This is a genomic window from Ruegeria sp. CDSA020, assembly GCF_059612345.1.
Window position 1 is genome coordinate 164281 of sequence record NZ_JBXWQK010000005.1, and the last position, 23226, is coordinate 187506.

Below are 23226 nucleotides of genomic sequence, written 5' to 3' on the forward strand. Positions count from 1 at the left end.
GTGTATCTATACACGGGAATTTAGCGAGGTCGGAAATGGTACAACTCACCCTGCCAAAAAATTCTCGGATTACCACCGGAAAGACATGGCCCAAGCCAGAGGGCGCGACGAATGTGCGCAAGTTCCAGATCTATCGCTGGAATCCTGACGACGGTCAAAATCCCCGGGTGGATACCTATTTCGTCGATATGGACAGCTGCGGTCCGATGATTTTGGATGCGCTGATCAAGATCAAGAATGAGATCGACCCAACCTTGACCTTCCGCCGGTCTTGTCGCGAGGGCATTTGTGGGTCCTGTGCGATGAATATCGACGGGATCAACACGCTGGCCTGCATCTATGGCATGGATGAGATCAAGGGCGATGTGAAAATCTATCCTTTGCCCCATATGCCTGTGGTCAAGGACCTGATTCCGGACCTGACCCATTTCTATGCCCAGCACGCAAGCATCATGCCCTGGCTAGAAACCAAGACCAACCGGCCTGCGAAAGAGTGGAAGCAATCCATTGAAGATCGCAAAAAGCTGGATGGTCTTTATGAATGTGTGATGTGCGCCAGCTGCTCGACCTCGTGCCCAAGTTATTGGTGGAATGGCGACCGCTATCTTGGCCCGGCGGCTCTGCTGCATGCATATCGTTGGATCATTGACAGCCGAGATGAGGCAACTGGTGAGCGCTTGGATGAGTTGGAAGATCCGTTCAAGCTGTATCGTTGCCACACGATCATGAACTGCGCCAAAACCTGCCCGAAGGGTCTGAACCCTGCAAAGGCAATCGCCGAGATCAAAAAGATGATGGTCGAACGCACGGTGTGAGGCGGACTTGATCCATGTGCCTGCTGTGTTGCGGCAGGTGCAATTCCCATTTGCAAGAATATGTGGTGTGAACGCCTGCAGCCTGTCCTATGTTTGGCTCAGGGAGGAGTGATTATGTCACAATGGGATCACTCCGATGAGAACCAAAACCAACTCCGCTGATGCCGCCGAAGCCCTGGAATTGCTGGAACAGGCATGGGCCTATTATACGCCAGAAACGGTAATCCCCACTTCAGAGCGGATGCCAGAGCTGTTCGAATACGCAAATGCTGCCTGATCTGCGATTGCAGGGCTTGAAAACAACCGACTGATCAGCAAAGCAGGAGAATGCCTGTTTTTCTTCTGCTTCTTGCTGCCGCCGTATTCGCCTATTTTCTGTGGCGCGCCCGTACTTCGTCACTGACGCGTGAATGCCGCTGGCGCCAGCACCGAAAAGAAGGGCAATGGGTCTGTTCGTTTTGCGGTGCTCAGACCGATGGGGCGGAAAGCCCCAAGCAGTGTTTAAAGGGATCGACCGGTAGATAGCCAATGCGGGACAGGGTCGACCCTGCCCCAACCCGTTTGCTAAGCCTTTGGAAACGCCGCCTGAAGTGCGATCTCAACCATGTCGCCAAAGCTGCTTTCACGTTCGGACGATGGCAGAGCTTCTCCTGTCAGCAAGTGGTCGGAAACGGTCAGCACGGCAAGGGCCCGGCACTTGTGGCGCGCGGCCAGGATGTAAAGTTCGGCGGCTTCCATTTCGACGCCCAGAATGCCGTGACGCACCATCTGTTCGTTCAGATCGGGACGTTCATCGTAGAATACATCCGAGGAATAAATCCCGCCAACATGAGTTGGTGTTCCTTTGTTTGCCGCAGCCTGAAAGGCGGCCTGCAACAGGCTCCAATCCGCGCAAGGTGCAAAGTTGAGCTCTTTCATGATCCCCCGAGACGGCGTGCTGAGCGTGGTCGAAGTCATCGCCAAAATGACATCACGAATGTTCACACTGTCCTGCATCCCGCCACATGACCCTATACGGATCAAAGTTCTGGCGCCAAAATCGCGGATCAATTCATTCACGTAAATTGACAGCGAGGGCATTCCCATACCGCTGCCTTGAATCGTGACCGGATTACCTTTCCAGGTTCCGGTGAAGCCCAACATGCCACGCACGTCATTCACCAGTTTGGCGTCATCCAGAAAAGTTTCTGCAGCCCATTTTGCCCGGTAAGGATCACCGGGTAAAAGAACTGTTTCAGCGATTTCGCCTTTTTCGGCGCCTATATGAATCGTCATTTCGTTATCAATTCCATTCAGATTTCCATATCCGAAATATCCGCTCCGGCTTTCAAAGCTTCGTGTACCCAATGCGGCTTGCGACCGCGTCCCGACCAGGTTTGATCGTGGTTGGATGGATTTCGGTATTTTGCTTTTGTTTTCGATACCTTAAGAGATTTCGAGGACCCATCAGAAAGTTCGGAAAGGGAAAACCCAAATTCCGCTGCGGCTTTCTGAGCGGCTTTCAAAGCCTCTTTCCTGTCACGTCTTTCGGCTGCTTTCAGCGCTACATCTACATTGGCACGCAATTCCAACAGTTCATTGCGCGTCATCTTTTCGAGATTCATTCCCATTTACATTCCCCTGATGTTACCGAATTACAATGTCCCCGAAGAGTCACCGTAGTTCTAAAAGCATCCATTATCTATCCCTTTCGCGAAGGCGATAGATACGGGGAAAATGGGTGGCAAATCGGCGGTTATTCAGCGGCCAGGTTTTGCGGATCAACCAAGGAAACTATGTCGCCCATGATTGCATTCAACTCGAAGTTTTTTGGCGTGTAGATTTTGGCCACACCCATCGCTTTGAGTTTTTCAGCATCGTCATCAGGGATAATGCCACCGACAACAACAGGAACATCGTTCAGGCCCGCCTCGCGCAGACGGTTCAGAACGTCCTGAACCAACGGTATGTGACTGCCGGACAGAATCGACAGGCCGATCACATGGGCTTTGTCCTCGATTGCGGCGGCCACAATTTCCTCGGGTGTCAGACGGATGCCGTCATAGCTGATGTCCATGCCGCAATCGCGGGCGCGGAAGGCGATCTGTTCAGCGCCATTTGAATGGCCGTCCAGACCGGGTTTCCCGACCAGGAATTTCAGGCGACGCCCCAGCTTGTCACTGACCGCGTCGACCGCCGCACGCAACTCCTCCAGCCCTTCGGTTTTGTTCGAGACCGAGCCGGAAACGCCGGTCGGGCCGCGATATGTGCCATAGACCTTGCGCATCTCTTCGGCCCATTCGCCGGTGGTGACGCCAGCCTTGGCGGCGACGATTGACGGCTCCATTACATTCGCACCGGATTGTGCGGCCTCACGCAAAGCGGCCAGCGCTGCTGCAACTGCCGCGCCATCCCGTTCGGTGCGCCATTCGTTCAGGCGGTTGATCTGTTCCTGCTCTACTGCCGGATCAACGACCATGATGCCGCCGTCTTCGGTTTCCAGGGGTGAGGGCTCGCCCTCGGTCCATTTGTTCACGCCGACCACAATGGTCTCGTTGCGCTCGATCCGGTTGAGGCGCTCTGCGTTGGAATCGACCAAACGGGACTTCATGTATTCGATCGAAGCGACAGCACCCCCCATCGAATCCAGGTTCGCCAGTTCGGCCCGCGCGCCCTGTTTCAATTCTTCGACTTTGGCGTCTACGGCCGGGTTGCCGTCGAACAGATCGCCATATTCCAGCAGGTCGGTTTCATAGGCAAGAATCTGTTGCATCCGCATCGACCACTGCTGATCCCACGGGCGGGGCAGGCCAAGGGCCTCGTTCCATGCGGGCAGCTGAACCGCGCGGGCACGGGCCTTTTTCGACAAGGTCACCGCCAGCATTTCGATCAGGATACGGTAGACGTTGTTTTCCGGCTGCTGCTCGGTCAGTCCCAGTGAGTTCACCTGCACCCCATAACGGAAGCGGCGGAATTTCGGGTTTTCAACGTCATAACGTTGTTGCAGGATTTCATCCCAAAGATCCACAAAGGCGCGCATTTTGCACATCTCGGTGACAAAGCGGATGCCGGCATTCACAAAGAACGAAATCCGTCCGCACAATGCTGGGAAATCCTCGGCCGGGACGCGCGGGCGCAACTCGTCAAGAACGGCGATGGCGGTAGCCAGCGCATAGGCCAGTTCCTGTTCGGGCGTCGCGCCAGCCTCTTGCAGGTGATAGGAACACACATTCATCGGGTTCCATTTCGGCACATTGGAATAGCAATACTCGGCCACATCCGCGATCATCTTGAGCGACGGTTTCGGCGGGCAGACATAAGTGCCGCGGCTTAGGTATTCCTTGATCAGATCGTTCTGAACCGTGCCCTGCAGTTTCGAGACATCGGCGCCCTGTTCCTCGGCAACCGCTATATAGAGCGCCAGCAACCAAGGAGCCGTGGCGTTTATCGTCATCGACGTGTTCATCTGTTCCAACGGGATCTGGTCGAACAAAACCCGCATGTCGCCCAGATGGCTGATCGGTACACCCACTTTACCAACCTCGCCGCGTGCCAGCGTGTGATCGCTGTCATAGCCGGTTTGCGTCGGCAGATCGAAGGCCACTGACAGACCCGTCTGACCCTTGGCCAGATTCCCGCGATACAGCGCGTTGGACGCTTTGGCGGTGGAATGACCGGCATAGGTTCGGATGAGCCAGGGGCGATCTTTCTGCGTCTGCGTCATAGCTGGGCCTCGTATTGCGGGTGGGCAAGAAAATTGCGTTCATGGGTTCTAAAGCGCAATTTTCGGGACATGTCAATTCGCTGCGTCGCGGCATTTCCGGTTGTGCCGATTGTGGGATGCAGCGATTGGTGGCAGGGTGCATTTATGACACAGACCGTGGAACTTCCGCTTTGGCTGTTTTTGTTGATCCTGGTATTCGCCGCGGTCACACTGGCCTCGCATTTTCTGTTTCCGTCTGTGCGGTGGTTTTTTCGTCGTAGGTTGGAGCGCGCGGTCAAACGCCTGAACACGCGCCTGCAGCGCCCGATACAGCCGTTCAAGCTGGCCCGACGCCACGATATGATTCAACGCCTGATCTATGATCCTCAGGTAGGGCAGGCCGTGCAGCAGCACGCACGTGAAGAAGGCATCCCCGAAGCGGTCGCCTTTGAACAGGCCCAGCGGTATGCGCGCGAGATCGTGCCTTCTTTTTCCGCCGTTGCCTATTTCAGTATCGCCATCCGGTTGGCGCGGATTCTGAGCAACGCCTTTTATGATGTACGGCTTAGTTATCAGGATGAAGATGCCCTGAAAGATATTGATCCAAATGCGACAGTTGTTTTTGTGATGAACCACCGCAGCAACATGGATTATGTGCTGGTCACCTATCTGGCGGCCCAGCAATCGGCTTTGTCTTATGCTGTTGGCGAATGGGCGCGTGTTTGGCCGCTCAGTCGGTTGATTCGTGCGATGGGGGCCTATTTTATTCGCCGCAAGTCCGGCAGCGAACTCTATCGTCAGGTATTGGCCTGCTATGTCCGGCATGCCACCGATGCCGGTGTCACACAGGCTATGTTCCCCGAAGGCGGGCTGAGCCTGACGGGGGCTATGGCACGCCCCAAGCTGGGGCTTTTGAAATACATAATCGATGGTGCCAGCGCGGATGGGGCGGATGTGGTGTTTGTTCCCGTTGCGCTAAACTATGACCGGGTTCTTGAAGATACGATCCTGACCAAGGCCGCACTTGGCAATCAAAGGCAATTTCGTGCCCGGATCGGGGTCATAACTGGGTGGATATTGAAACAAATAGGTAGGCGCCTAACCGGTCGCTACCAGCGGTTTGGATTTGCTGGGGTGCGATATGGTCACCCTATCTCGTTGAAGGAATTTCGCACCGCCCATGACGATGTAATGACTGATCTCGCGCGCGAACTCATGCAACGGATCAAAGAAGCGATTCCGCAGGCGCCTGTTCCTGCAGCGTGCTGGCTGGTTCGCACCAAAGGAGAAATGCCCGAAGACGAGCTTAAAAGCTTGATCACCGGGTTTTTGCAACGTGACGGAACTTTGGGTGATCAGGATGAGTCTGCGGTTTCAGCTGCCTTGGATCAGCTGGTCGAACGCAGAATTCTGAAACGAGAAGGTGGGAAAATATCTCAATCCGGGCAAAGGGTTGATCTGCTCGACTACTATGCAGCCTCAGCCCCGATTGGCGACGGCTGGCCTGATGCTGCGGCAGCGAAAGAAGTTTCTGCAGGCGCTGGGTCATAAAATTACAAAAATGATGCAAAATATATTGCATTATTTCCTTCAGGCCAATATCTCATCATCCAACGCAAGCGCTTCTGCATCGCGGCAAACAGGAATGAGAAATAAGGAGGCCAACATGGCTCTGGACACCGACAGCGGTATCGCAACTTACGACGCGCCGGAAAAAGACCTCTATGAAATGGGTGAAATCCCTCCGATGGGGTTTGTGCCTAAGAAAATGTATGCATGGGCAATCCGTAAGGAACGCCACGGGGAACCGGATACTGCGATGGTCCAGGAAGTCGTGGACGTACCAGAGCTGGACAGCCACGAGGTGTTGGTTCTGGTGATGGCGGCGGGCGTTAACTATAACGGCGTCTGGGCATCCCTGGGCAAGCCGATCTCGCCCTTTGACGGCCACAAGGCCCCGTATCATATCGCCGGTTCTGACGCTTCGGGGATCGTATGGGCCGTGGGTTCGAAAGTAACGCGCTGGAAAGTGGGCGACGAGGTTGTCATTCACTGCAACCAGGACGATGGCGACGACGAACATTGTAATGGTGGCGATCCGATGTATTCGGACAGCCAGCGGATCTGGGGTTATGAAACGCCGGATGGGTCTTTTGCACAGTTCACCAACGTTCAAGCCCAGCAGTTGATGCCGCGCCCCAAGCACCTGACCTGGGAAGAAAGCGCTTGCTATACTCTGACGCTGGCGACCGCGTATCGGATGCTGTTCGGGCACGAGCCGCATGATCTGAAGCCGGGCCAGAACGTTCTGGTCTGGGGTGCCTCGGGCGGCCTGGGCTCTTATGCGATCCAGCTGATCAATACCGCAGGCGCCAACGCGATCGGCGTGATCTCAGACGAAAGCAAGCGTGACTTTGTTATGGGGCTGGGCGCCAAGGGCGTGCTGAATCGCAAAGACTTTAACTGCTGGGGTCAGTTGCCCACAGTAAACACACCGGAATATGCGGACTGGTTCAAAGAGGCGCGCAAATTCGGCAAGGCGATCTGGGAAATCACCGGCAAAGGCAAGAATGTCGACATGGTGTTTGAACATCCCGGCGAAAGCACATTTCCGGTGTCGACCTTTGTCGTGAAAAAAGGTGGTATGGTTGTGATCTGCGCCGGTACCACCGGCTATAACCTGACTTTCGACGTTCGCTATATGTGGATGCATCAGAAACGCCTGCAAGGTTCGCATTTTGCGCATCTCAAGCAGGCTGCTGCCGCGAACCAACTGATGGTCGAACGCCGTCTGGATCCCTGCATGTCCGAAGTGTTTGCCTGGGGTGAATTGCCCGACGCGCATATGAAGATGATGCGGAATGAGCATAAACCAGGCAACATGTCGGTTCTGGTTCAGGCGCCGCAGACGGGCTTGCGCACGCTTGAAGAGGTTCTAGACGCAAAAGGCTGAGCCCCCAAAAAAAAGAATATTAGCACCCGCGAATCGCATCGAGCGAGCGCGGGTGCATCTATTTCTAGGCATTAGGCAATAATTACAGTGGGTTGCGAAATCGTGACCCGCTAGTTTTGGGGAGTAGAAACCAGTGAATAGGCTTAAAAGCATCTCACATGTTATGGTTGTGTTAACCCTTCGTTAACCGTTTCGGAGAGACTTTAGATGGCGCATAATGAGTGGATACTGGACGTTTTGTCGGACCTCAACGCCTTCGCTGTTGAAAACGGTTTGACCGCACTTGCCGAGCAGCTTGATGATACCAAGTTGATCGCAGCGGCCGAGATTGCGTCCATGCAGGATAAGGCACAGGCGCCCGCGAATGGGAACACAACTCGACATGAGTCAGGTCCTAGAGGACTTGGAAAGCACCAACACGCTTGACGAGTTGGGCGATGTAGCCGTTCGATTGCGCGACCGGCTGCAGGTTGAACATCTTATCTATCATTGGGTTGATGGTGCCGGGGATCAATACGGCTATACAACTTACCCGGACGCTTGGGCCGAGCGATACCGTGAGCGGAATTATCACCGCATAGATCCGGTGATCCTGGGGTGTTTCCAACGGTTCCACCCGGTTGACTGGAAATTGCTGGACTGGTCTGGAAAAGTGGCGAAAGCCTTTTTGCAAGATGCCCTTGAACATGGAGTTGGCAATCAGGGTTATTCGATCCCCATCCGGGGGCCGAACGGCCAGTTTGCCTTATTCACAGTGAATCACTCATGTGATGATGAGAAATGGAAGTCCTTCATCGAGGCCCATGGCCGCGAGCTGATTTTGATCGCGCATTACTTTAACCGAAAGGCTCTGGAGTTCGAAACCGACAGGCAGCCGGATACGACCCGGGGCCTGTCGCCTCGTGAGACGGATGCCATGACCTTGCTGGCGCTTGGATACAGCCGGGCACAAGTCGCGCACTCACTGTCAATCTCGGAACATACGCTGCGTGTCTATATTGAAAGTGCGCGTGCCAAGCTTGGGGCGCAGAACACAACCCATGCCATCGCAACAGCACTCAGCCGTGGATTAATAGTGGTTTAACAAGCGCGCGCGCGAAAAACGGGAAATTAACCACGACTTTGTACCCCCTTCGTTCCTGCACAGGACGACAAGGGGAAAAGTCATGTTGCGCTATTTGTTTGCCGACGAACTACATAAGTTTCCGAATTTGGCCCAAGGGATGTTCCGGGATCGAGCGGATCAGTTCAAAACGCGGCTGGGCTGGGATGTTCACGTGGACGAAAAAGGAGAAGAGCGGGATCAGTATGATGACCTGAATCCGCTCTATGTCATCTGGGAAGAAGAGGATGGCAGTCATGGGGGGTCGATGCGGGTTTTGCCGACGACAGGACCTGTCATGGTGAATGAGGTGTTTGGGCATCTGACAGGAGGTAAGCCTGTCCACAGCCCGCTGATCTGGGAGGTGACGCGGTTCTGCCTGTCACGAACGGCCAGTGCCCATACTGCCGGTGCCATCATGCTGAGCGGCGGCGAAATCATGGAAGGGTTCGGGCTGACCCATATTGCAGGCGTCTTTGATGCGCGCATGATTCGGATCTACCGTCTGATCGGTTCGTCTCCAGTCGTTCTGGGGTCACAAGGGAAAGGGCGTGATCAGATTTCGGTTGGGCTCTGGCCCTATTCGGCCGAGGATTGCAATCGGGTGGCTGAACGGGCGGGCATCCCACGTGAGCTGTCCAGGATGTGGTTCAAAGCCGCGTTTGGCACTGTCCGGCAACACCGGTTTGCCCTGTCCGCCTGACGGGGTCTGAAAGCCAATTCCATATCTGGCGATAGCTGGCCTGGCCCTGTAGGGTCGCGCCATGTCTATACCCACAGTAACCTTTTCTGACGATCAAGCCGCCGCCTATGACAGCATTTCCGAGATGCTGAAATCTGCCGGTGTGGACCTGGATGATGATGCTCTGCTGAAAATGCCCGGCAATGGCGAATCCGGGGTGATGGCCGTGATCGGCAAGGCGGGTTCAGGGAAAACGCTACTGCTGGCAGAGCTTTACAAAGCATTGGCTGACGCGGGTCTTCAGATTGTTTCCGGTGATTTCGAAAGCCGCAAAGCGCGCGAGAAACGCAGCTTGGCCATTCTTGCGCCAACGAACAAGGCCGCCAGTGTTTTGCGCCTGCGGGGTGTGCCTGCGACCACGATCCACCGCATCCTCTATACGCCGGTTTATGACCCGGAATATGAACGCATTGCCGAATGGCTGGCGGGCAACGATGAACGCCCCGAGGTTGAAGGGTTGACTGACGAAGCCCTGGACCGGGCGGCCGCTTTTTATCAGAACAACAAGTCGATCCCCGGCGCGCTGGCCGCTGCGGGCCTTCGTGGGTCCGACTTTATCACCGGCTGGAAGCGTCGGGAGGAGCCGCTGGACATAGGCTTTGTAGATGAGGCCTCGATGCTGGATGACCGGCAGTTCGAAGACCTGAAAGAGATCTTTCCGACCCTGTTGCTTTTTGGCGATCCGGCGCAGCTCGCCCCGGTCAATCAGTCCGGCAGCATGGTATTCGAGACTCTGCCCGAGCCGCGAAAGCAGGTATTGCACAGGGTCCACAGGCAGACGGCAGACAACCCGATCCTGGACCTCGCGCATGCGCTGGCCGACCCTCAGATGGGGTTTGAGGATTTTGAACGGCTTGTCGAACAGACCGCCCGACAGGATGACCGTGTTGTTTGGGGGCAGCGTGTTGAAGTTGACCTAATGGCCCGCAGCCCGGTTCTGGTCTGGCGAAATGCCACCCGAATTCGCTTGATTCAGGCCTTCCGCAATGTTCACGCTGCACCCGACACCGAGCTTCTGGCGGGAGAGCCGCTGATTTGCGATGGAATCGAACTGCCGCTGAAGCACCGCAAGAAAAGACTGGATCTTGAGGCGCGCGGGCTAATCAAGGGTGCTCAGGTCATCTATCTGGGGCCAGGACGAAAACCGGGGTTTTCGCGCCTGCATGTGATGGGGGCCGAGGATCCTCAGGTCAGTGCAGCGTCGATTGTCAAAATCGAAATGCCTGATGAGGAAGAACCGTTTATTCCATTTGCTGCGCGTATGGGGGCAACCTTTTTGCATGGCGCAGCAGTGACTATTCACAAGGCGCAGGGGTCACAATGGGACACGGTACAGGTGTTTGCGCCGGATATATATGCGGCTGCCCGGATGGGGCGAACCGAGGCTGGGCAACCTTTGTGGAAACGTCTGGCTTATGTTGCGATCACGCGGGCGCAAGAAAGGTTGATTTGGGTGGTGCGCAACAGGCTGGCCAAGCCCACTTATCCGCTGCGCGTGGATGATTTGCGCGCGGCTCCGGCTGCGACGCTGACCCTGGAGGCCGAAGAGATATGAAATCCATCATAATCACAGGCGCCAGTTCAGGCATCGGACGGGCAACTGCCGAGCTGTTTTTGGCCGAGGGCTGGGCGGTCGGGCTGCTGGCGCGCAGCGCGGATGTGCTGAACGAATTGGCTGAAAGGCACAAGAATGCGATCCCCTTGGTGACCGATGTTACCGACCCCACCGCTGTTTCGGGTGCTTTCGAGACATTCCAGAATGAGGCGGGACGTCTTGACGTATTATTCAATAATGCCGGAATCTTTGCCCCCGGCGGCACGATAGACGAAATCCAGTTGGAGGATTGGTACCAGAGCGTCAGCGTGAACCTGAACGGGATGTTCCTAAGCGCGCGCGAAGCCTTTCGCATCATGCGGCATCAGGCCCCGCAAGGCGGAAGGATCATCAATAACGGTTCGATCGCCGCGCATGTACCGCGTCCGAATTCGGTCCATTACACCGCTACGAAACACGCGATAACAGGCCTGACACGCAGCCTATCACTGGACGGGCGCGCCTTTGGTATCGCATGTGGTCAAATCGATATTGGCAACGCGCGAACACAGATGGTGCAAAACCTGGTTGAAAACGCCATCGCGGGAGGGCAGCAGCCCGACCCGACGATGGCTGTTGACGATGCCGCACGTTCTGTACTGCACATGGCGTCTTTGCCTGCAGAGGCAAACGTCCAGTTCATGACCGTCATGGCCACTACGATGCCCTATATCGGGCGTGGATAGGGCTTTAGTTCTCGCGCAATAGTCGGAAGGCTGTGGACGCTCCCCAACCCGCCGCGATGGCAATGACCAAAGACATCAGGCCATACCAGACCGGCTGCTGACGGGACATGTTGTAGAGGAACCGTTCCAGCCCGACCTTCCGCACGTCGATTGTGGTCTCGAACTGGGAAACAACCTCTCGGCCGCGGGTCAGGTATATGCGCGCGAAATAGGCGCCTTCGGTCAAATCGGCTGGCATGTCGATTGAGGTTCGGAACAATGTCTGCTCGTCCACCGCAACCGTATTTTCGCGGATAGAATACAAGCCCTCATCCTCACGGATGCGAACGACGGCCTCGGCAAAATTCTGCGCGCCCCGGATATTCATCGCGGCACCCACTGACCGAATGGCCCGTTCAATCGAGATCCTGTACCGCAAGTCTTCTGTATCTGACAGGATTTCTGTAAGCGGAGCGCTGGTGGCAACCGCATAAAAACTGGGCGCAAGGTCGACCAGGACGCTGTCGGTGTTGACCCAGATACCCAGCCTGCGTTCTTTTCGCCGGACCGTCACTGGGCTCGAGGGGCCTGCAACGGCCACGATAACTTGAAGCGGTGGGCCGGAAGGGATCGGCGTTTCACGTTTCACGGCACCGAAAATAAGAATTTCCGAGCCATCGAAATTCGCCGTGATGGCAACCCGGTCCTGACTTAGGCCAAGCACGACCTGTTCCTCCTCGGCGATGGCCGGGGTGACACAAAGGGCGAGTAGCAGGATCAACCGTCTCAGCATGATCAGTGCCCCCCTGCAACGCCGAGCGAGTAGAGCTCGGAGGGTTCCAGAAGCAGATCCAGCGCCAGCTTGCCACAAACCACCAAGACCAGTGCAGCCAGCAATACGCGCAGCTGCTCGGCAGGCATTCGTGCGCCGATCACCGTTCCGATCTGCGCCCCGATCACGCCGCCGACCAGCAACAACACAGCCAGAACAATGTCGACTGTGTAGTTGGTTGTCGCGTGCAGCATCGTGGTGAACGCTGTTACGAAAATAATCTGGAATAGGGAGGTGCCGACAACGACTTTGGTGGGCATTCCCAGCAGGTAAATCATGGCAGGAACCATGATAAAGCCGCCTCCGACGCCCATGATCGCAGAAAGGATACCTACGCTAAGCCCGACCAGGACGGGGGGGATGACCGAGATATAGAGGCCCGATGTACGGAACCGCATTTTGAACGGCATCGCGTGAATCCAGCCGCGCTGACGACGTGCAACAGGGGCGGCGGTGCCCTTTTTGGATTTACGCAGCGCGTTCAGGCTTTCGATGAACATCAAGCTGCCGACGACGCCCAGAAAGACCACGTAACACAGGGTTACGAGCAAATCGACTTGTCCGAGGCTTTTGAGATAGTTGAAGATCACCACCCCGAACGCAGCACCGATCAGTCCCCCGACCAGCAATACCGTGCCCATCTTCAGGTCGACCGTCTTTCGGCGGAAATGGGCCAGAACACCAGAAAAGGACGAGGCGACAATCTGGTTCGCTTCGGTGGCTACGGCAACTGCTGGTGGGATGCCAATGAAAAACAACAGCGGGGTCATCAGAAACCCGCCGCCGACCCCGAACATCCCTGATAGGATGCCGACCATGCCGCCCAACCCCAGCAGCAGAAAGGCGTTTACGGAAACTTCAGCGATAGGAAGGTAAATTTGCATGAGGTACTAGTAATTAGGGCCAGCTGCGTCGCGCAATGTGACACATTCGACTTCTGGAATTTGTGAAAGGGTTCGTATCTGACGCGCAGAATCACGCCCTTGGCGAGGCAGGGTAAAGCAGGGCTGGCGGCTTGGACCAGTCTGAATCTGTGCATCCGCAGAAGGCGTTTTGATAGGGAGTATCCCCTTAGACCAAGCGCAAGACCTAGCATCCGGCACCCCGGCGAGAAACTCTCTCAAATCAGCTGTCACTGGAAACACATCCATGCCCCTTTAGAGCCGTTGCGGCATGTAAAATCAACTCTACATGCCGCCATGCAGCGAACAGGACTGACGTGTGTTTCAAACTGGACCTATTACCGCTCTTTTACATAGGGTTCGCCACCGGCCTTCGGTGGAACAGCCTTGCCGACAAAGCCGGCCAAAATGACGACGGTCAGGATATATGGCAGCGCATCCATGACCTGCACAGGAATCACCACGCCACCCAGGTCAATATTTTGGAACCGCAACGCAACCGCTTGCAACAGTCCGAACAGCAGGCAAGCCCACATCGCGTGCCATGGCCGCCATTTTGCAAAGATCAGGGCGGCCAGCGCGATGAACCCGCGACCGGCGGTCATTTCCTTGACGAAGCCAGCTTGCAAGGCCGTGGCCAGATAGGCACCGGCTATGCCGCACAGCACACCACAGATTGCGACGGCCGCAAAACGCAGCCCAACGACAGAAACCCCGGCCGTATCCACCGCGGCTGGGTTTTCACCCACCGCGCGCAGGCGCAGGCCAAAGCGGGTGCGGTACAAAACCCACCAGGTTGTCGGGACCAGAAGGAATGACACATAGACAAGGATTGAATGGCCGGACAGCAGCTCGGAATAGATTGGCCCAAGGAAAGGGACATCGCTCACGGCATCCGCAAAAGGGAAGGTGATCGGTTCAAAGCGCCCTCCGCCAAACAGCGAGGGGGTACGCCCGCCCTGCTTGAACCAGCTTTGCGCGATCAGGACCGTCAGCCCCGAGGCCAGAAAGTTGATGGCGACGCCCGAAATCAGCTGGTTGCCCCGAAAGGTGATCGAGGCCACCCCATGCAATGCGGATAGAACAAGCGAGGCCGCGATTCCGGCCAGCAATCCCAGCCAGACCGATCCGGTCACGGCGGCGACGGCGGCAGAAAAGAACGCCGCGATCAGCATCTTGCCCTCAAGCCCGATGTCGAAAATACCGGCGCGTTCGGAATACAGACCGGCCAGACATGCCAGCAACAGCGGCGTGGCCAAGCGGACGGTCGAATCGAGGACCTGGATGAGGGTAACGAAAGTATCCATCGCTTAGCCCTCCTTCCGCATGGCCAGGAACAGCTTCTCGAGCGGCATGCGGACCATGTTGTCAAGCGCGCCGGTGAACAGGATCACCAGGGCCTGAATGACTACGATCAGCTCGCGCGGGATCGACGTCCATAGCGCCAGCTCGGCCCCGCCCTGATAGAGGAAACCAAACAGCAGCGCCGCCAGAAACACCCCAAACGGATGGGACCGACCCATCAGCGCCACGGCGATACCGATAAAGCCAGCGCCCTCGGTCGAGTTCAGAACCAGCCGCTCTGCCTCACCCATCACGTTGTTCGTGGCCATCAGACCAGCCAGCGCGCCCGAGATCAGCATGGCGATGATGGTGATCCGAACCGGAGAAATACCGGCATAGACGGCACCGGTTTCCGAATGCCCATAGGCGCGGATCTCATAGCCCAGCCGGGTGCGCCAGATCAGCGCCCAAACGATCACACAGGCCAGGACTGCAACAAAGAATGAGATATTGGCAGGCGCGCCACGGAACACGACATTTTCAGCGGTCGAGAACATCGACTGGAACGTCGGCAGGTGTACCGCCTCGGGGAAACGCGCAGTCGCCGGGTCTTGCGAGCCCTGCGGGCGCATGACGTTGACCAGCATATAGTTCAGCAAGGCCGCAGCGATAAAGTTGAACATGATCGTGGTGATCACGATATGGCTGCCGCGTTTGGCCTGCAGATAGGCCGGTATGGCGGCCCAAGCGGCCCCGAACACCATCGATGCGGCACAGGCGGCCAGCAAGGCGATGCTCCAATGCGGCCAGTCGATGTAAAGGCACACCACGGCCACGCCAAGCCCGCCCAGCATCGCCTGACCTTCGCCACCGATGTTGAACAGCCGTGCGTGAAAGGCGACCGCCACAGCGAGTCCGGTGAACATGAAATTCGTGGCGTAATACAGCGTATAGCCCCAGCCATAGGTCGATCCCAGCGCGCCGGTGACCATCAGGTTCACCGCTTCGATCGGGTTTTCGCCAATGGCGAGGATGACCAGCGCCGACAGGATTGCGGCCAGAAGCAGACTGATCACCGGGATCAGAACGACATCGGCCCATTTGGGCATTTTTTCCATGTTACGCTGCCTCTCCCGCAACACCGGCCATCAACAGGCCAAGTTCTTTTTCATCAGTTTCATGGGGCAGGCGTTCGCCCATGATATGTCCGTCAAACATGACCGCGATTCGATCCGACAGCGAGAATATCTCTTCCAGCTCGACCGAGACCAGCAGGATCGCCTTGCCCTGGTCGCGCAGATCGACGATCTGTTTGTGAATGAATTCGATCGCCCCGATATCCACGCCTCGGGTCGGCTGACCAACCAACAGCAGGTCTGGGTTACGTTCGATTTCACGCGCGACGACGATCTTCTGTTGATTGCCGCCCGAAAAGCTTTTGGCCGACAGCCAGGGGTTCGGCGGGCGCACATCGAACTTTTCGATCTTGGCTTCGGTATCAGCGCGCAGCGCCGCATTATCCATGAAGATGCCGCGTTGATAGGCCGGGTCACGGTGATATCCGAAGGCCACGTTTTCCCAGGCGTGGAAATCCATGATCAGGCCTTCGCGCTGGCGGTCTTCGGGCACATGCGCAATGTGCTGCGCGCGCCGCGCCTGGCCATCTGACCCCACCCCGCTGAGCGCAAGCGGCGTGCCGTTCAGTTTGATCTGGCCCTGGCCCGGGCGCATCCCGCCCAGAACCTCAAGCAGTTCGGATTGGCCATTGCCGGCGACGCCTGCGATGCCCACGATCTCACCAGCGCGCACGGTCAAGTCGATGCCTTTGACACGCTCGACGCTAGCGCTGTCGAAAACACGCAGGTTTTCAATCTCGAGGATGGGCTTGCCGGGCTGCGCCGGAACCTTGTCGACCTGCAGCAGAACCTTGCGGCCCACCATCAGCTCGGCCAGTTCTTCGGGGCTGGTCTCGGCGGTTTTCACGGTGGCCGTCATTTGCCCGCGGCGCATAACCGACACGGTGTCGGTGTTTTCCATGATCTCGCGCAGCTTGTGGGTGATCACGATGATCGTCTTCCCCTCGGTCCGCAGCCGGTCGAGGATGCGGAATAGCTGATCCGCCTCGGAGGGGGTTAGAACACCCGTCGGTTCGTCCAGAATCAGGATCTCGGCCTTGCGATACAGCGCCTTGAGGATCTCGACCCGCTGCTGCATCCCCACACCGATCTCGTCGATCCGTTTGTCGGGATCCACGAACAGCTCGTATTCTTCTTCCAGCTCTTTCAACTCTTTGCGGGCCTTGGTCAGGGACGGGGCCAATAGCCCGCCATCCTCGGCGCCCAGCACGATGTTTTCCAGAACGGTGAAATTCTCGACCAGTTTGAAATGCTGAAACACCATCCCGATGCCCGAGGCGATCGCGGTCTGGCTGTCAGGGATTTCGGTCTTTTGACCGTTGATCCAAATCTCACCTTTGTCGGCTTTGTAAAAGCCGTAGAGAATGCTCATCAGCGTGGATTTGCCCGCACCGTTTTCTCCGATGATCCCATGGATCGTACCGGGGGCGACGCTGATGGAAATGTCTTTGTTGGCCTGAACCGGCCCAAAGGATTTGGATATCCCTTTGAGCTCAATGGCGGGGACGGTCATGTCTTGTCCTCAGTTGCCGAAAGGACTGCCCGGTCATCCCGGTGCAGCAAAGTGGAATCGGGCCGGGAGCATCACCCCCGACCCGCGCGATATCAGAACTGCAGTGCTGGGCAGCTGTCGTTCTCGTAGTAGCTGACAACTGAAACATTGCCGTCGATGATGTCCTGACGGGCTTTGTCGACTGCTGCTTTCATATCATCCGAAACCAGCGGAGCGTTGTTGTCGTCGATCGCATAGCCAACGCCGTCTTCGGCCAGACCCATGATATATACGCCGGTCTCAACGTTCTCGCCTGCGCTCATCGCCTCATAAACAGCGACGTCCACGCGCTTCAGCATCGAGGTCAGAACTTTGCCCGGGTGCAGGTGGTTCTGGTTGCTGTCGACACCGATTGACAGGATGCCTTCGTCAGCAGCGGTTTGCAGAACACCAACACCGGTGCCGCCAGCTGCGGCATAGACCACGTCGGCACCCTGGCTGATTTGTGCCTTTGTCAGTTCCGAGCCCTTTACCGGGTCGTTCCATGCCGCAGGCGTTGTGCCGGTCATGTTGGCAACCACGTTGATATCGGGGTTCACCGCCTTGGCACCCTGAGCATAGCCGCAGCCAAAGTGACGGATCAGCGGAACATCCATGCCGCCGATGAAGCCAACGGTACCGGATTCGGACGCCATCGCAGCCATCATACCAACCAGATACGAGCCTTCGTGTTCAGCGAAACCAACCTGACGCAGGTTGGGCGCGTCCAGCCAGGTTACGTCGACAACAACGAATTTCGTGTCCGGATAGTCGGCAACAACCGCGCTGAGCGGGTCAGCCATACCGAAACCCATGGTGATGATCGGGTTCGAGCCTGCTTCGGCAAAGCGGCGCAGGGCCTGTTCGCGTTGCGCTTCGGACTGCATTTCGATCTCGCGGTAGGTGCCGCCCGTTTCTTCCGCCCAGCGTGAGGCGCCGTTATGCGCGGCTTCGTTGAACGATTTGTCGAACTTGCCGCCCAGATCAAAGATCAGTGCCGGTTCGGCCAGTGCGGCACCCGCTGTCAGTGCAACCGCCGCTGCGGCGCCCATCAAGGATTTCATCAGGGTCATTTGTTACTCCCGTTTGTTTTTTTCGGTCGGAGCCAAGATAGCCCCGTTTACCCACTGTTAGCGAGCATAACCGTTGTGATGGCGGGAATTAAGGCCGTTTGCAACCGCCGCGGTCAACAGATTTTTGACCATTTGGTCCAAGAAAATTCGCGACCTGTCTCAGGTTAAATTGCATTCCATGACGATGGCATCAATTTTCTGATTATTTTCAACCGTATAGTAATTCTTGCGCGTGCCGCACACACGATACCCGCAATGCTTGTAAAGTGTAATCGCGGGCTGGTTGGCGATGGAAACATCCAGAATCGCCCGGATAGCGCCCAGTTTTTTGGCAGCCGCGTGCCATTCGACCATACGTTCCCTAGCCAGTCCCTGCCGCTGAACTGTGGGATGGGTGGCAATCGTCAGCAGTTCGGCTTCGTCTGCGATTGCCTGGAAAAGGGCAAAGGACTGGGTGTCACCCACGATATGGGTAAAGCGATTCTGCAGCAGCTCTGCAAACTCTGCGGCGGTCCAGGGGCGCGCTTTCGTAAAGGCCGCCGCATGGGTTTCGGCCAAGTCTTCGGGGGTCATCCGTCCAACAACATCGGCGGTTGGTCTTTGGAGGGCGCCGCGTCTGCGGGGCGTATGTACAGGGGGGCGGGGGCCTCGGTCGTGGTCTGCCATCTTTGCGCTGTCACGCGGGCAATAGCGCAGACCTGAGCCTTTGGGTTGTCGTTGAACATCAGCGTGCCTAGCGATTCTGCCTGATCAAGCTGGATCAGTTCCGGTTCCATATCAGGCCGCGAAACATAGACCTGGTCCCTGGGCGCGCGGATCGCTGGCAGTGCATCTCCGTCCAGGGTGGCAAGTGCGTCAAAGCCCGACACACCGATGGCCGGTATCCCCAGACCTAAGGCCAGACCCCGCGCGGCCGAGACCGATATGCGGATGCCGGTGAAATTTCCGGGGCCAATTCCAACGCCGATTGCCGACAGGTCGCGCCATGAGCATTGCTCTGCTGACAGCACCTCTTCGAGCAGCGGCATTAGGCGTTCGGCCTGCCCTCGCGACATGGGCTCGACACAAGACGCCACAATCCGGTCACCGCGCAACAAAGCGGCCGCGCAATGCGCGGCCGATGTGTCAAACGCCAGAATGATAGGATCAGACGGCAACAGGGCGAACCTCGGTCACTTCGGGAATGTAGTGACGCAGCAGGTTTTCGATTCCCATCTTCAACGTCAGCGTCGAGGATGGGCAGCCTGCGCAGGCGCCTTGCATATGCAGGTAGACAACGCCGCGGTCAAAACCGTGAAACGTGATGTCGCCCCCGTCCTGCGCGACTGCCGGGCGCACACGGCTGTCCAGCAGGTCTTTGATCTGGTTGACCACCTCTGCGTCTTCGCCGCTGTGTTCAGCATGGCCCGAGGCCGTATTGGCATCCGCTCCCATGATCGGCTGGCCGGACTGGTAATGCTCCATCACCGCGCCCAGAATGGCGGGTTTGATGTGGTCCCACTGAACGTCGTCCGCTTTGGTCACGGTCACGAAGTCATTGCCGAAAAATACCCCGGTCACGCCACTCACAGCGAAAATGCTGTTGGCCAGCGGCGACTTTTCCGCAGCCTCAGCCGATGGGAAATCTGCAGTGCCCGCTTCCAGCACGGTCTGGCCGGGCAGGAATTTCAGGGTTGCAGGGTTCGGTGTGGATTCGGTCTGGATGAACATGGCGCGGCTCCGTATCTGTTGTCTCTGATATGCGGGTCCACGAGCTGGAAGTCAAGAATTGGAACGATTCTAAATTTCCGCAGCTAAGCTTATCGCGTCGTCCAGCCGATCATCGCCCCAGAACAGCTCATCCCCGACCAGAAAGCTGGGCGCGCCAAAAAGCCCTTTGGCCTGAGCGGTTTTTGTCTGCGCGATAAGCGCTGCTTTGATCGCCGGATTCTGGGTCTGGGAAAGTAAATCAGCGGCAAGCCCGGCAGAGCTGAGGCATCCGGCCAAAACAGCCTCATCCGCGATGTTCTGCCCTTGGGCAAATTCGGCAGAATAGACGGCGCGCACAAAGGCAGCTTTTTGCCCCTGATCTTCAATCGCCAATGTTAACCTGGCCGCTTTCAAGCCGTTCTGCGGAAAAGGATCGGGCCGGACAAATGGCAAGCCGCGCTGGGCGGCCAGGCGTTCCATATCCCGCCACATGTACCGACCTTTTGCCGGGTACAGATTGAACGGAGAATTATCCCACCCTTGGGTGGCAAAGATTGGCCCCAGCAGAAAAGGCTGCCATTCGACCGAGACGCCATGGCGGGTGGCAGCCTCTTCGATACGCATCGCGCTGAGATAAGAATAGGTCGAGGCGAATTCGAACCAGAATTGAATGCTGCGTTGCATCGGTGTGGCCTCAGGTAATCGCTTCGAGTTTTTCTTTGCTCAGATCACCAGGAACAATAGTGATTGGGATCGGCAGGCTGCCTGAGTTTTTGGTCAGTTGAGTCACCAATGGGCCAGGTCCCTTTTTGTCAGTGCCTGCACCCAGAACCAGAACGCCGATATCAGGATCGGATTGCACATGCTCGATGATCTGGGCAACGGGCTCGCCTTCGCGGATGGCCAGTTCAGGATCAACGTCTTGCTTGTCGCGCATCCATTTTGCGAAAACTTCAAAATGCGCATGGATACGCTCGCGCGCTTCTTCACGCATGACGGTGGCAACGCCGATCCAATGGTTGAATTCGTCCGGTGGGATTACCGACAGGATTGTTACGCCGCCGCCGGTATGGGCCGCGCGCATAGCCGCGAATCGCATCGCATTCAGGCATTCGCGACTGTCATCCAGAACCACTAGGAACTTGCGCATGGGTGTCCTCATTCATTTCCGGGGATCATGCCCGACTAGGTGCGTGCTGGCAACCAGAGCCTAACGCCCACTGGCGGCCCAGTCCCAATACAGGTCGCGTGCACGCCGGGCGATGGGACCGACCTGAAACCGGGTGTCCTCCAGCGCGGTCACCGGGGTGATCTTGCTCATGTTGCCAGTCATGAATACCTCGTCGGCCCCGTAGAAATCCTCGAAACTCAGAACCGCCTCATGCACAGCCACGCCGTCGGCCCGCAGGTTTTTGATATGTCGTGCACGGGTGATGCCGGCAAGGAAGGTGCCGTTGGGGACGGGGGTAAAGACCTCGCCGTCGCGGACCATAAAGATATTGGCGGTTGCGGTTTCGGCTACGTTGCCCAATGCGTCAGCCACCAAAGCATTCGAAAACCCGTTCGCACGTACCTCGTTCAGCATCCGTGCGTTGTTGGGATACAGGCACCCGGCCTTGGCATTCACCACTGCTGATTCCAGTACCGGACGGCGGAATCGGGTCAGTCCCAGCGTGGCCGAGGCGGTCTCAGGCGCCATCGGAATCTCTTCTAGGCAGACAGCAAACCCGGTGCTGTTTTCCTGCGGTACGATCGCTGTCGCATCTCCGTCGATGCCCCAATACATCGGGCGGATATACACGGCCGTGTCGGGCGCATAGGCTTCAAGCCCTTCGCGCACGATCTCAACCATTTGCTCTGTGGTGACGGTGGGGGTCAGCATCAGCGCCTCGGCAGAGCGGTTCACGCGGGCGCAATGGGCATTCAGGTCCGGGGTCAGCCCGTTGAAGAACCGCGCGCCGTCAAAGACGGATGATCCCAGCCATGCGCCATGATCCGCAGCGCGCATGATCGGTGCATCCCCATCATGCCATTGCCCGTTGAAATAGGTGCGGATGTTCTTGCCGACTGCCATGACGCCCTCCCAAGCTTTGAGGCAAACCTAGGAAGGCGTTAAGGCAACGTCCAGAGCCAATCAGCCCCGTTTCGCACCAACCATGCCGACGATGTCATAGGTCTGCTGCAGGATCGGGGCCGCAATCGCGCGCGCCTTTTCTGCGCCATTGGCCAGAATGCGATCAATCTCGGCCTCTTCGCCCATCAAGCGGGCCATTTCGGTCGAGATCGGAGACAGTTTGGCAACCGCCAGATCGGCCAGCATCGGTTTGAACTCGCCAAATTGCTTGCCGCCAACGTCGGCCAGAACCTGATCCGCCGTCTGATCGCTGAGGGCGGCGTAGATATTCACCAGATTGCGGGCCTCGGGGCGGTTGTCCAAGCCATCGACTTCCGAAGGCAGAGCGTCCGGGTCGGTCTTGGCCTTTCGGATTTTCTTGGCGATCGTGTCGGCATCATCGGTCATGTTGATCCGGGTCATGTCAGAGGGGTCGGATTTGGACATCTTTTTTGACCCATCGCGCAAGCTCATGACCCGAGTTGCCGCACCTTTGATGACGGGTTCTGTCAACGGAAAAAAATCGACGCCATAGTCATGATTGAACTTAGTTGCGATGTCTCGGGTTAGTTCCAGGTGTTGCTTTTGATCATCTCCGACGGGAACATGTGTCGCGTGATATACAAGGATATCTGCGGCCATGAGCGCCGGATAGGCGAATAGGCCCAACGATGCATTCTGCGCGTTCTTGCCAGCCTTATCTTTGAACTGTGTCATGCGCTGCATCCAGCCAAGCCGGGCAACGCAGTTAAAAATCCATGCTAGTTGCGCGTGCTCAGGAACCTGGCTTTGGTTAAACAGGATCGATTTTTCGGGATCTAATCCTGATGCGATATACCCCGCGCACAGCTCACGCGTTGCGTGCTGCAACTCTTTGGGGTCCTGCCAAACGGTGATCGCGTGCAAATCGACCATACAGTAGATTGTCTGATAGTTGGACCCTTGCATCCGAACCCAGTTCCGCAATGCGCCCAAATAGTTGCCAAGGTGCAGGTTACCGGATGGCTGTGCACCGGAAAACACGCGCGGCGTGAACTTGGAATCGGTCATCGAAGGGAACTCCCGTCTGGAAAAATCAGCCCCCGTCGCTTACCCATGAGGCAAAGGGACGTC

General features: G+C 57.0%; 24 protein-coding genes. 8 read left to right on the forward strand and 16 right to left on the reverse strand.

Annotated features, from left to right (window positions below; genetic code table 11):
• Positions 1-35: 35 nt before the first annotated feature.
• Both AC2FJW_RS10340 and AC2FJW_RS10345 read left to right on the forward strand, forming a co-directional pair.
• Positions 36-815 carry a succinate dehydrogenase iron-sulfur subunit gene (locus tag AC2FJW_RS10340; protein WP_142635506.1) on the forward strand — a complete coding sequence of 260 codons (780 nt, stop codon included), beginning with the start codon at positions 36-38 and terminating at the stop codon, positions 813-815.
• A gap of 136 nt (positions 816-951) precedes the next feature.
• Positions 952-1092, forward strand: coding sequence for a hypothetical protein (locus AC2FJW_RS10345; protein WP_185956642.1), 141 nt, complete (start codon positions 952-954; stop codon positions 1090-1092).
• Between the two features lie 287 nt (positions 1093-1379).
• Here the strand turns inward: AC2FJW_RS10345 and deoD are convergent, their stop codons facing one another.
• The 3 genes from deoD to AC2FJW_RS10360 all read right to left on the reverse strand — a co-directional run bounded on the left by deoD (position 1380) and on the right by AC2FJW_RS10360 (position 4533).
• Positions 1380-2090: a purine-nucleoside phosphorylase gene (gene deoD / locus AC2FJW_RS10350; RefSeq protein ID WP_496750017.1), complete on the reverse strand. Its 711-nt coding sequence runs from the start codon at positions 2088-2090 to the stop codon at positions 1380-1382.
• 17 nt (positions 2091-2107) lie between these two features.
• Complete coding sequence (locus AC2FJW_RS10355; RefSeq protein WP_496696418.1) at positions 2108-2425, reverse strand: H-NS histone family protein; 318 nt, start codon at positions 2423-2425, stop codon at positions 2108-2110.
• 125 nt (positions 2426-2550) lie between these two features.
• The gene (locus AC2FJW_RS10360) at positions 2551-4533 is read right to left on the reverse strand and encodes a protein meaA (RefSeq protein WP_496750128.1); all 1983 of its coding nucleotides are present in this window, start codon (positions 4531-4533) and stop codon (positions 2551-2553) included.
• A 129-nt stretch (positions 4534-4662) separates the two neighbouring features.
• Between AC2FJW_RS10360 and AC2FJW_RS10365 the strand changes: the two genes are divergently transcribed.
• The 6 genes from AC2FJW_RS10365 to AC2FJW_RS10390 all read left to right on the forward strand — a co-directional run bounded on the left by AC2FJW_RS10365 (position 4663) and on the right by AC2FJW_RS10390 (position 11574).
• Positions 4663-6048, forward strand: coding sequence for a 1-acyl-sn-glycerol-3-phosphate acyltransferase (locus tag AC2FJW_RS10365; RefSeq protein WP_496696416.1), 1386 nt, complete (start codon positions 4663-4665; stop codon positions 6046-6048).
• Positions 6049-6163: 115 nt separating this feature from the next.
• Positions 6164-7450 carry a crotonyl-CoA carboxylase/reductase gene (ccrA, locus tag AC2FJW_RS10370; protein ID WP_142635517.1) on the forward strand — a complete coding sequence of 429 codons (1287 nt, stop codon included), beginning with the start codon at positions 6164-6166 and terminating at the stop codon, positions 7448-7450.
• Between the two features lie 364 nt (positions 7451-7814).
• Positions 7815-8534 carry a helix-turn-helix transcriptional regulator gene (locus AC2FJW_RS10375; protein WP_496691781.1) on the forward strand — a complete coding sequence of 240 codons (720 nt, stop codon included), beginning with the start codon at positions 7815-7817 and terminating at the stop codon, positions 8532-8534.
• Between the two features lie 82 nt (positions 8535-8616).
• On the forward strand, positions 8617-9255 hold the full coding sequence (locus tag AC2FJW_RS10380; RefSeq protein WP_282021634.1) for an acyl-homoserine-lactone synthase: 639 nt from the start codon (positions 8617-8619) through the stop codon (positions 9253-9255).
• A gap of 61 nt (positions 9256-9316) precedes the next feature.
• A complete protein-coding gene (locus AC2FJW_RS10385) occupies positions 9317-10849 on the forward strand; it encodes an ATP-dependent DNA helicase (protein WP_142635525.1) in 1533 nt (510 codons plus the stop codon).
• Complete coding sequence (locus tag AC2FJW_RS10390) at positions 10846-11574, forward strand: SDR family oxidoreductase (RefSeq protein WP_282021633.1); 729 nt, start codon at positions 10846-10848, stop codon at positions 11572-11574. Before AC2FJW_RS10385 ends, AC2FJW_RS10390 begins: the two co-directional genes overlap by 4 nt.
• A 4-nt stretch (positions 11575-11578) precedes the next feature.
• On the opposite strand, the gene AC2FJW_RS10395 is transcribed toward AC2FJW_RS10390, so the two are convergent.
• The 13 genes from AC2FJW_RS10395 to trpS form a co-directional block, all read right to left on the reverse strand.
• Positions 11579-12346 (reverse strand): TIGR02186 family protein, encoded by a 768-nt coding sequence (locus tag AC2FJW_RS10395; RefSeq protein ID WP_142635529.1) that lies wholly within the window; start codon positions 12344-12346, stop codon positions 11579-11581.
• A 2-nt stretch (positions 12347-12348) separates the two neighbouring features.
• Positions 12349-13269: a sulfite exporter TauE/SafE family protein gene (locus AC2FJW_RS10400; RefSeq protein WP_142635531.1), complete on the reverse strand. Its 921-nt coding sequence runs from the start codon at positions 13267-13269 to the stop codon at positions 12349-12351.
• A 356-nt stretch (positions 13270-13625) separates the two neighbouring features.
• Positions 13626-14594, reverse strand: coding sequence for an ABC transporter permease (locus AC2FJW_RS10405; RefSeq protein WP_142635533.1), 969 nt, complete (start codon positions 14592-14594; stop codon positions 13626-13628).
• 3 nt (positions 14595-14597) lie between these two features.
• Positions 14598-15689 carry an ABC transporter permease gene (locus AC2FJW_RS10410; RefSeq protein ID WP_142635535.1) on the reverse strand — a complete coding sequence of 364 codons (1092 nt, stop codon included), beginning with the start codon at positions 15687-15689 and terminating at the stop codon, positions 14598-14600.
• A 1-nt stretch (position 15690) separates the two neighbouring features.
• Entirely contained in the window at positions 15691-17220 is a 1530-nt protein-coding gene (locus tag AC2FJW_RS10415; RefSeq protein WP_496750018.1) for an ABC transporter ATP-binding protein, read from the reverse strand.
• Between the two features lie 92 nt (positions 17221-17312).
• A complete protein-coding gene (locus AC2FJW_RS10420; RefSeq protein WP_142635539.1) occupies positions 17313-18311 on the reverse strand; it encodes a BMP family lipoprotein in 999 nt (332 codons plus the stop codon).
• Positions 18312-18470: 159 nt separating this feature from the next.
• Positions 18471-18884 carry a GNAT family N-acetyltransferase gene (locus AC2FJW_RS10425; RefSeq protein ID WP_496750019.1) on the reverse strand — a complete coding sequence of 138 codons (414 nt, stop codon included), beginning with the start codon at positions 18882-18884 and terminating at the stop codon, positions 18471-18473.
• Positions 18881-19468: a tRNA (adenosine(37)-N6)-threonylcarbamoyltransferase complex dimerization subunit type 1 TsaB gene (gene tsaB, locus AC2FJW_RS10430; protein ID WP_496750020.1), complete on the reverse strand. Its 588-nt coding sequence runs from the start codon at positions 19466-19468 to the stop codon at positions 18881-18883. The genes AC2FJW_RS10425 and tsaB overlap by 4 nt, the downstream gene beginning before the upstream one ends.
• Positions 19458-20021 (reverse strand): NifU family protein, encoded by a 564-nt coding sequence (locus tag AC2FJW_RS10435; RefSeq protein WP_496750021.1) that lies wholly within the window; start codon positions 20019-20021, stop codon positions 19458-19460. Before AC2FJW_RS10435 ends, tsaB begins: the two co-directional genes overlap by 11 nt.
• A gap of 69 nt (positions 20022-20090) precedes the next feature.
• The gene (locus AC2FJW_RS10440; RefSeq protein ID WP_496696400.1) at positions 20091-20684 is read right to left on the reverse strand and encodes a 2-hydroxychromene-2-carboxylate isomerase; all 594 of its coding nucleotides are present in this window, start codon (positions 20682-20684) and stop codon (positions 20091-20093) included.
• 10 nt (positions 20685-20694) lie between these two features.
• On the reverse strand, positions 20695-21150 hold the full coding sequence (locus AC2FJW_RS10445; RefSeq protein WP_142635548.1) for a universal stress protein: 456 nt from the start codon (positions 21148-21150) through the stop codon (positions 20695-20697).
• Positions 21151-21210: 60 nt separating this feature from the next.
• The gene (locus tag AC2FJW_RS10450) at positions 21211-22074 is read right to left on the reverse strand and encodes a branched-chain amino acid aminotransferase (protein ID WP_496696398.1); all 864 of its coding nucleotides are present in this window, start codon (positions 22072-22074) and stop codon (positions 21211-21213) included.
• A 60-nt stretch (positions 22075-22134) separates the two neighbouring features.
• Complete coding sequence (gene trpS, locus AC2FJW_RS10455) at positions 22135-23163, reverse strand: tryptophan--tRNA ligase (RefSeq protein WP_496696396.1); 1029 nt, start codon at positions 23161-23163, stop codon at positions 22135-22137.
• Positions 23164-23226 lie beyond the last annotated feature (63 nt).

Excerpts from the sequence above, each read along its gene's own strand:
- AC2FJW_RS10375 (WP_496691781.1), top strand. The coding sequence starts at position 7,815 with ATGGGAACACAACTCGACATGAGTCAGGTCCTAGAGGACTTGGAAAGC.
- AC2FJW_RS10425 (WP_496750019.1), bottom strand. The coding sequence starts at position 18,884 with ATGACCCCCGAAGACTTGGCCGAAACCCATGCGGCGGCCTTTACGAAA.
- AC2FJW_RS10450 (WP_496696398.1), bottom strand. The coding sequence starts at position 22,074 with ATGGCAGTCGGCAAGAACATCCGCACCTATTTCAACGGGCAATGGCAT.
- ccrA (WP_142635517.1), top strand. The coding sequence starts at position 6,164 with ATGGCTCTGGACACCGACAGCGGTATCGCAACTTACGACGCGCCGGAA.
- AC2FJW_RS10420 (WP_142635539.1), bottom strand. The coding sequence starts at position 18,311 with ATGACCCTGATGAAATCCTTGATGGGCGCCGCAGCGGCGGTTGCACTG.
- AC2FJW_RS10405 (WP_142635533.1), bottom strand. The coding sequence starts at position 14,594 with ATGGATACTTTCGTTACCCTCATCCAGGTCCTCGATTCGACCGTCCGC.
- AC2FJW_RS10435 (WP_496750021.1), bottom strand. The coding sequence starts at position 20,021 with ATGTTCATCCAGACCGAATCCACACCGAACCCTGCAACCCTGAAATTC.
- AC2FJW_RS10440 (WP_496696400.1), bottom strand. The coding sequence starts at position 20,684 with ATGCAACGCAGCATTCAATTCTGGTTCGAATTCGCCTCGACCTATTCT.
- deoD (WP_496750017.1), bottom strand. The coding sequence starts at position 2,090 with ATGACGATTCATATAGGCGCCGAAAAAGGCGAAATCGCTGAAACAGTT.
- AC2FJW_RS10385 (WP_142635525.1), top strand. The coding sequence starts at position 9,317 with ATGTCTATACCCACAGTAACCTTTTCTGACGATCAAGCCGCCGCCTAT.
- AC2FJW_RS10415 (WP_496750018.1), bottom strand. The coding sequence starts at position 17,220 with ATGACCGTCCCCGCCATTGAGCTCAAAGGGATATCCAAATCCTTTGGG.
- AC2FJW_RS10365 (WP_496696416.1), top strand. The coding sequence starts at position 4,663 with ATGACACAGACCGTGGAACTTCCGCTTTGGCTGTTTTTGTTGATCCTG.
- AC2FJW_RS10345 (WP_185956642.1), top strand. The coding sequence starts at position 952 with ATGAGAACCAAAACCAACTCCGCTGATGCCGCCGAAGCCCTGGAATTG.
- AC2FJW_RS10395 (WP_142635529.1), bottom strand. The coding sequence starts at position 12,346 with ATGCTGAGACGGTTGATCCTGCTACTCGCCCTTTGTGTCACCCCGGCC.
- AC2FJW_RS10380 (WP_282021634.1), top strand. The coding sequence starts at position 8,617 with ATGTTGCGCTATTTGTTTGCCGACGAACTACATAAGTTTCCGAATTTG.
- AC2FJW_RS10340 (WP_142635506.1), top strand. The coding sequence starts at position 36 with ATGGTACAACTCACCCTGCCAAAAAATTCTCGGATTACCACCGGAAAG.
- AC2FJW_RS10400 (WP_142635531.1), bottom strand. The coding sequence starts at position 13,269 with ATGCAAATTTACCTTCCTATCGCTGAAGTTTCCGTAAACGCCTTTCTG.
- AC2FJW_RS10390 (WP_282021633.1), top strand. The coding sequence starts at position 10,846 with ATGAAATCCATCATAATCACAGGCGCCAGTTCAGGCATCGGACGGGCA.
- trpS (WP_496696396.1), bottom strand. The coding sequence starts at position 23,163 with ATGACCGATTCCAAGTTCACGCCGCGCGTGTTTTCCGGTGCACAGCCA.
- AC2FJW_RS10410 (WP_142635535.1), bottom strand. The coding sequence starts at position 15,689 with ATGGAAAAAATGCCCAAATGGGCCGATGTCGTTCTGATCCCGGTGATC.
- AC2FJW_RS10355 (WP_496696418.1), bottom strand. The coding sequence starts at position 2,425 with ATGGGAATGAATCTCGAAAAGATGACGCGCAATGAACTGTTGGAATTG.
- AC2FJW_RS10445 (WP_142635548.1), bottom strand. The coding sequence starts at position 21,150 with ATGCGCAAGTTCCTAGTGGTTCTGGATGACAGTCGCGAATGCCTGAAT.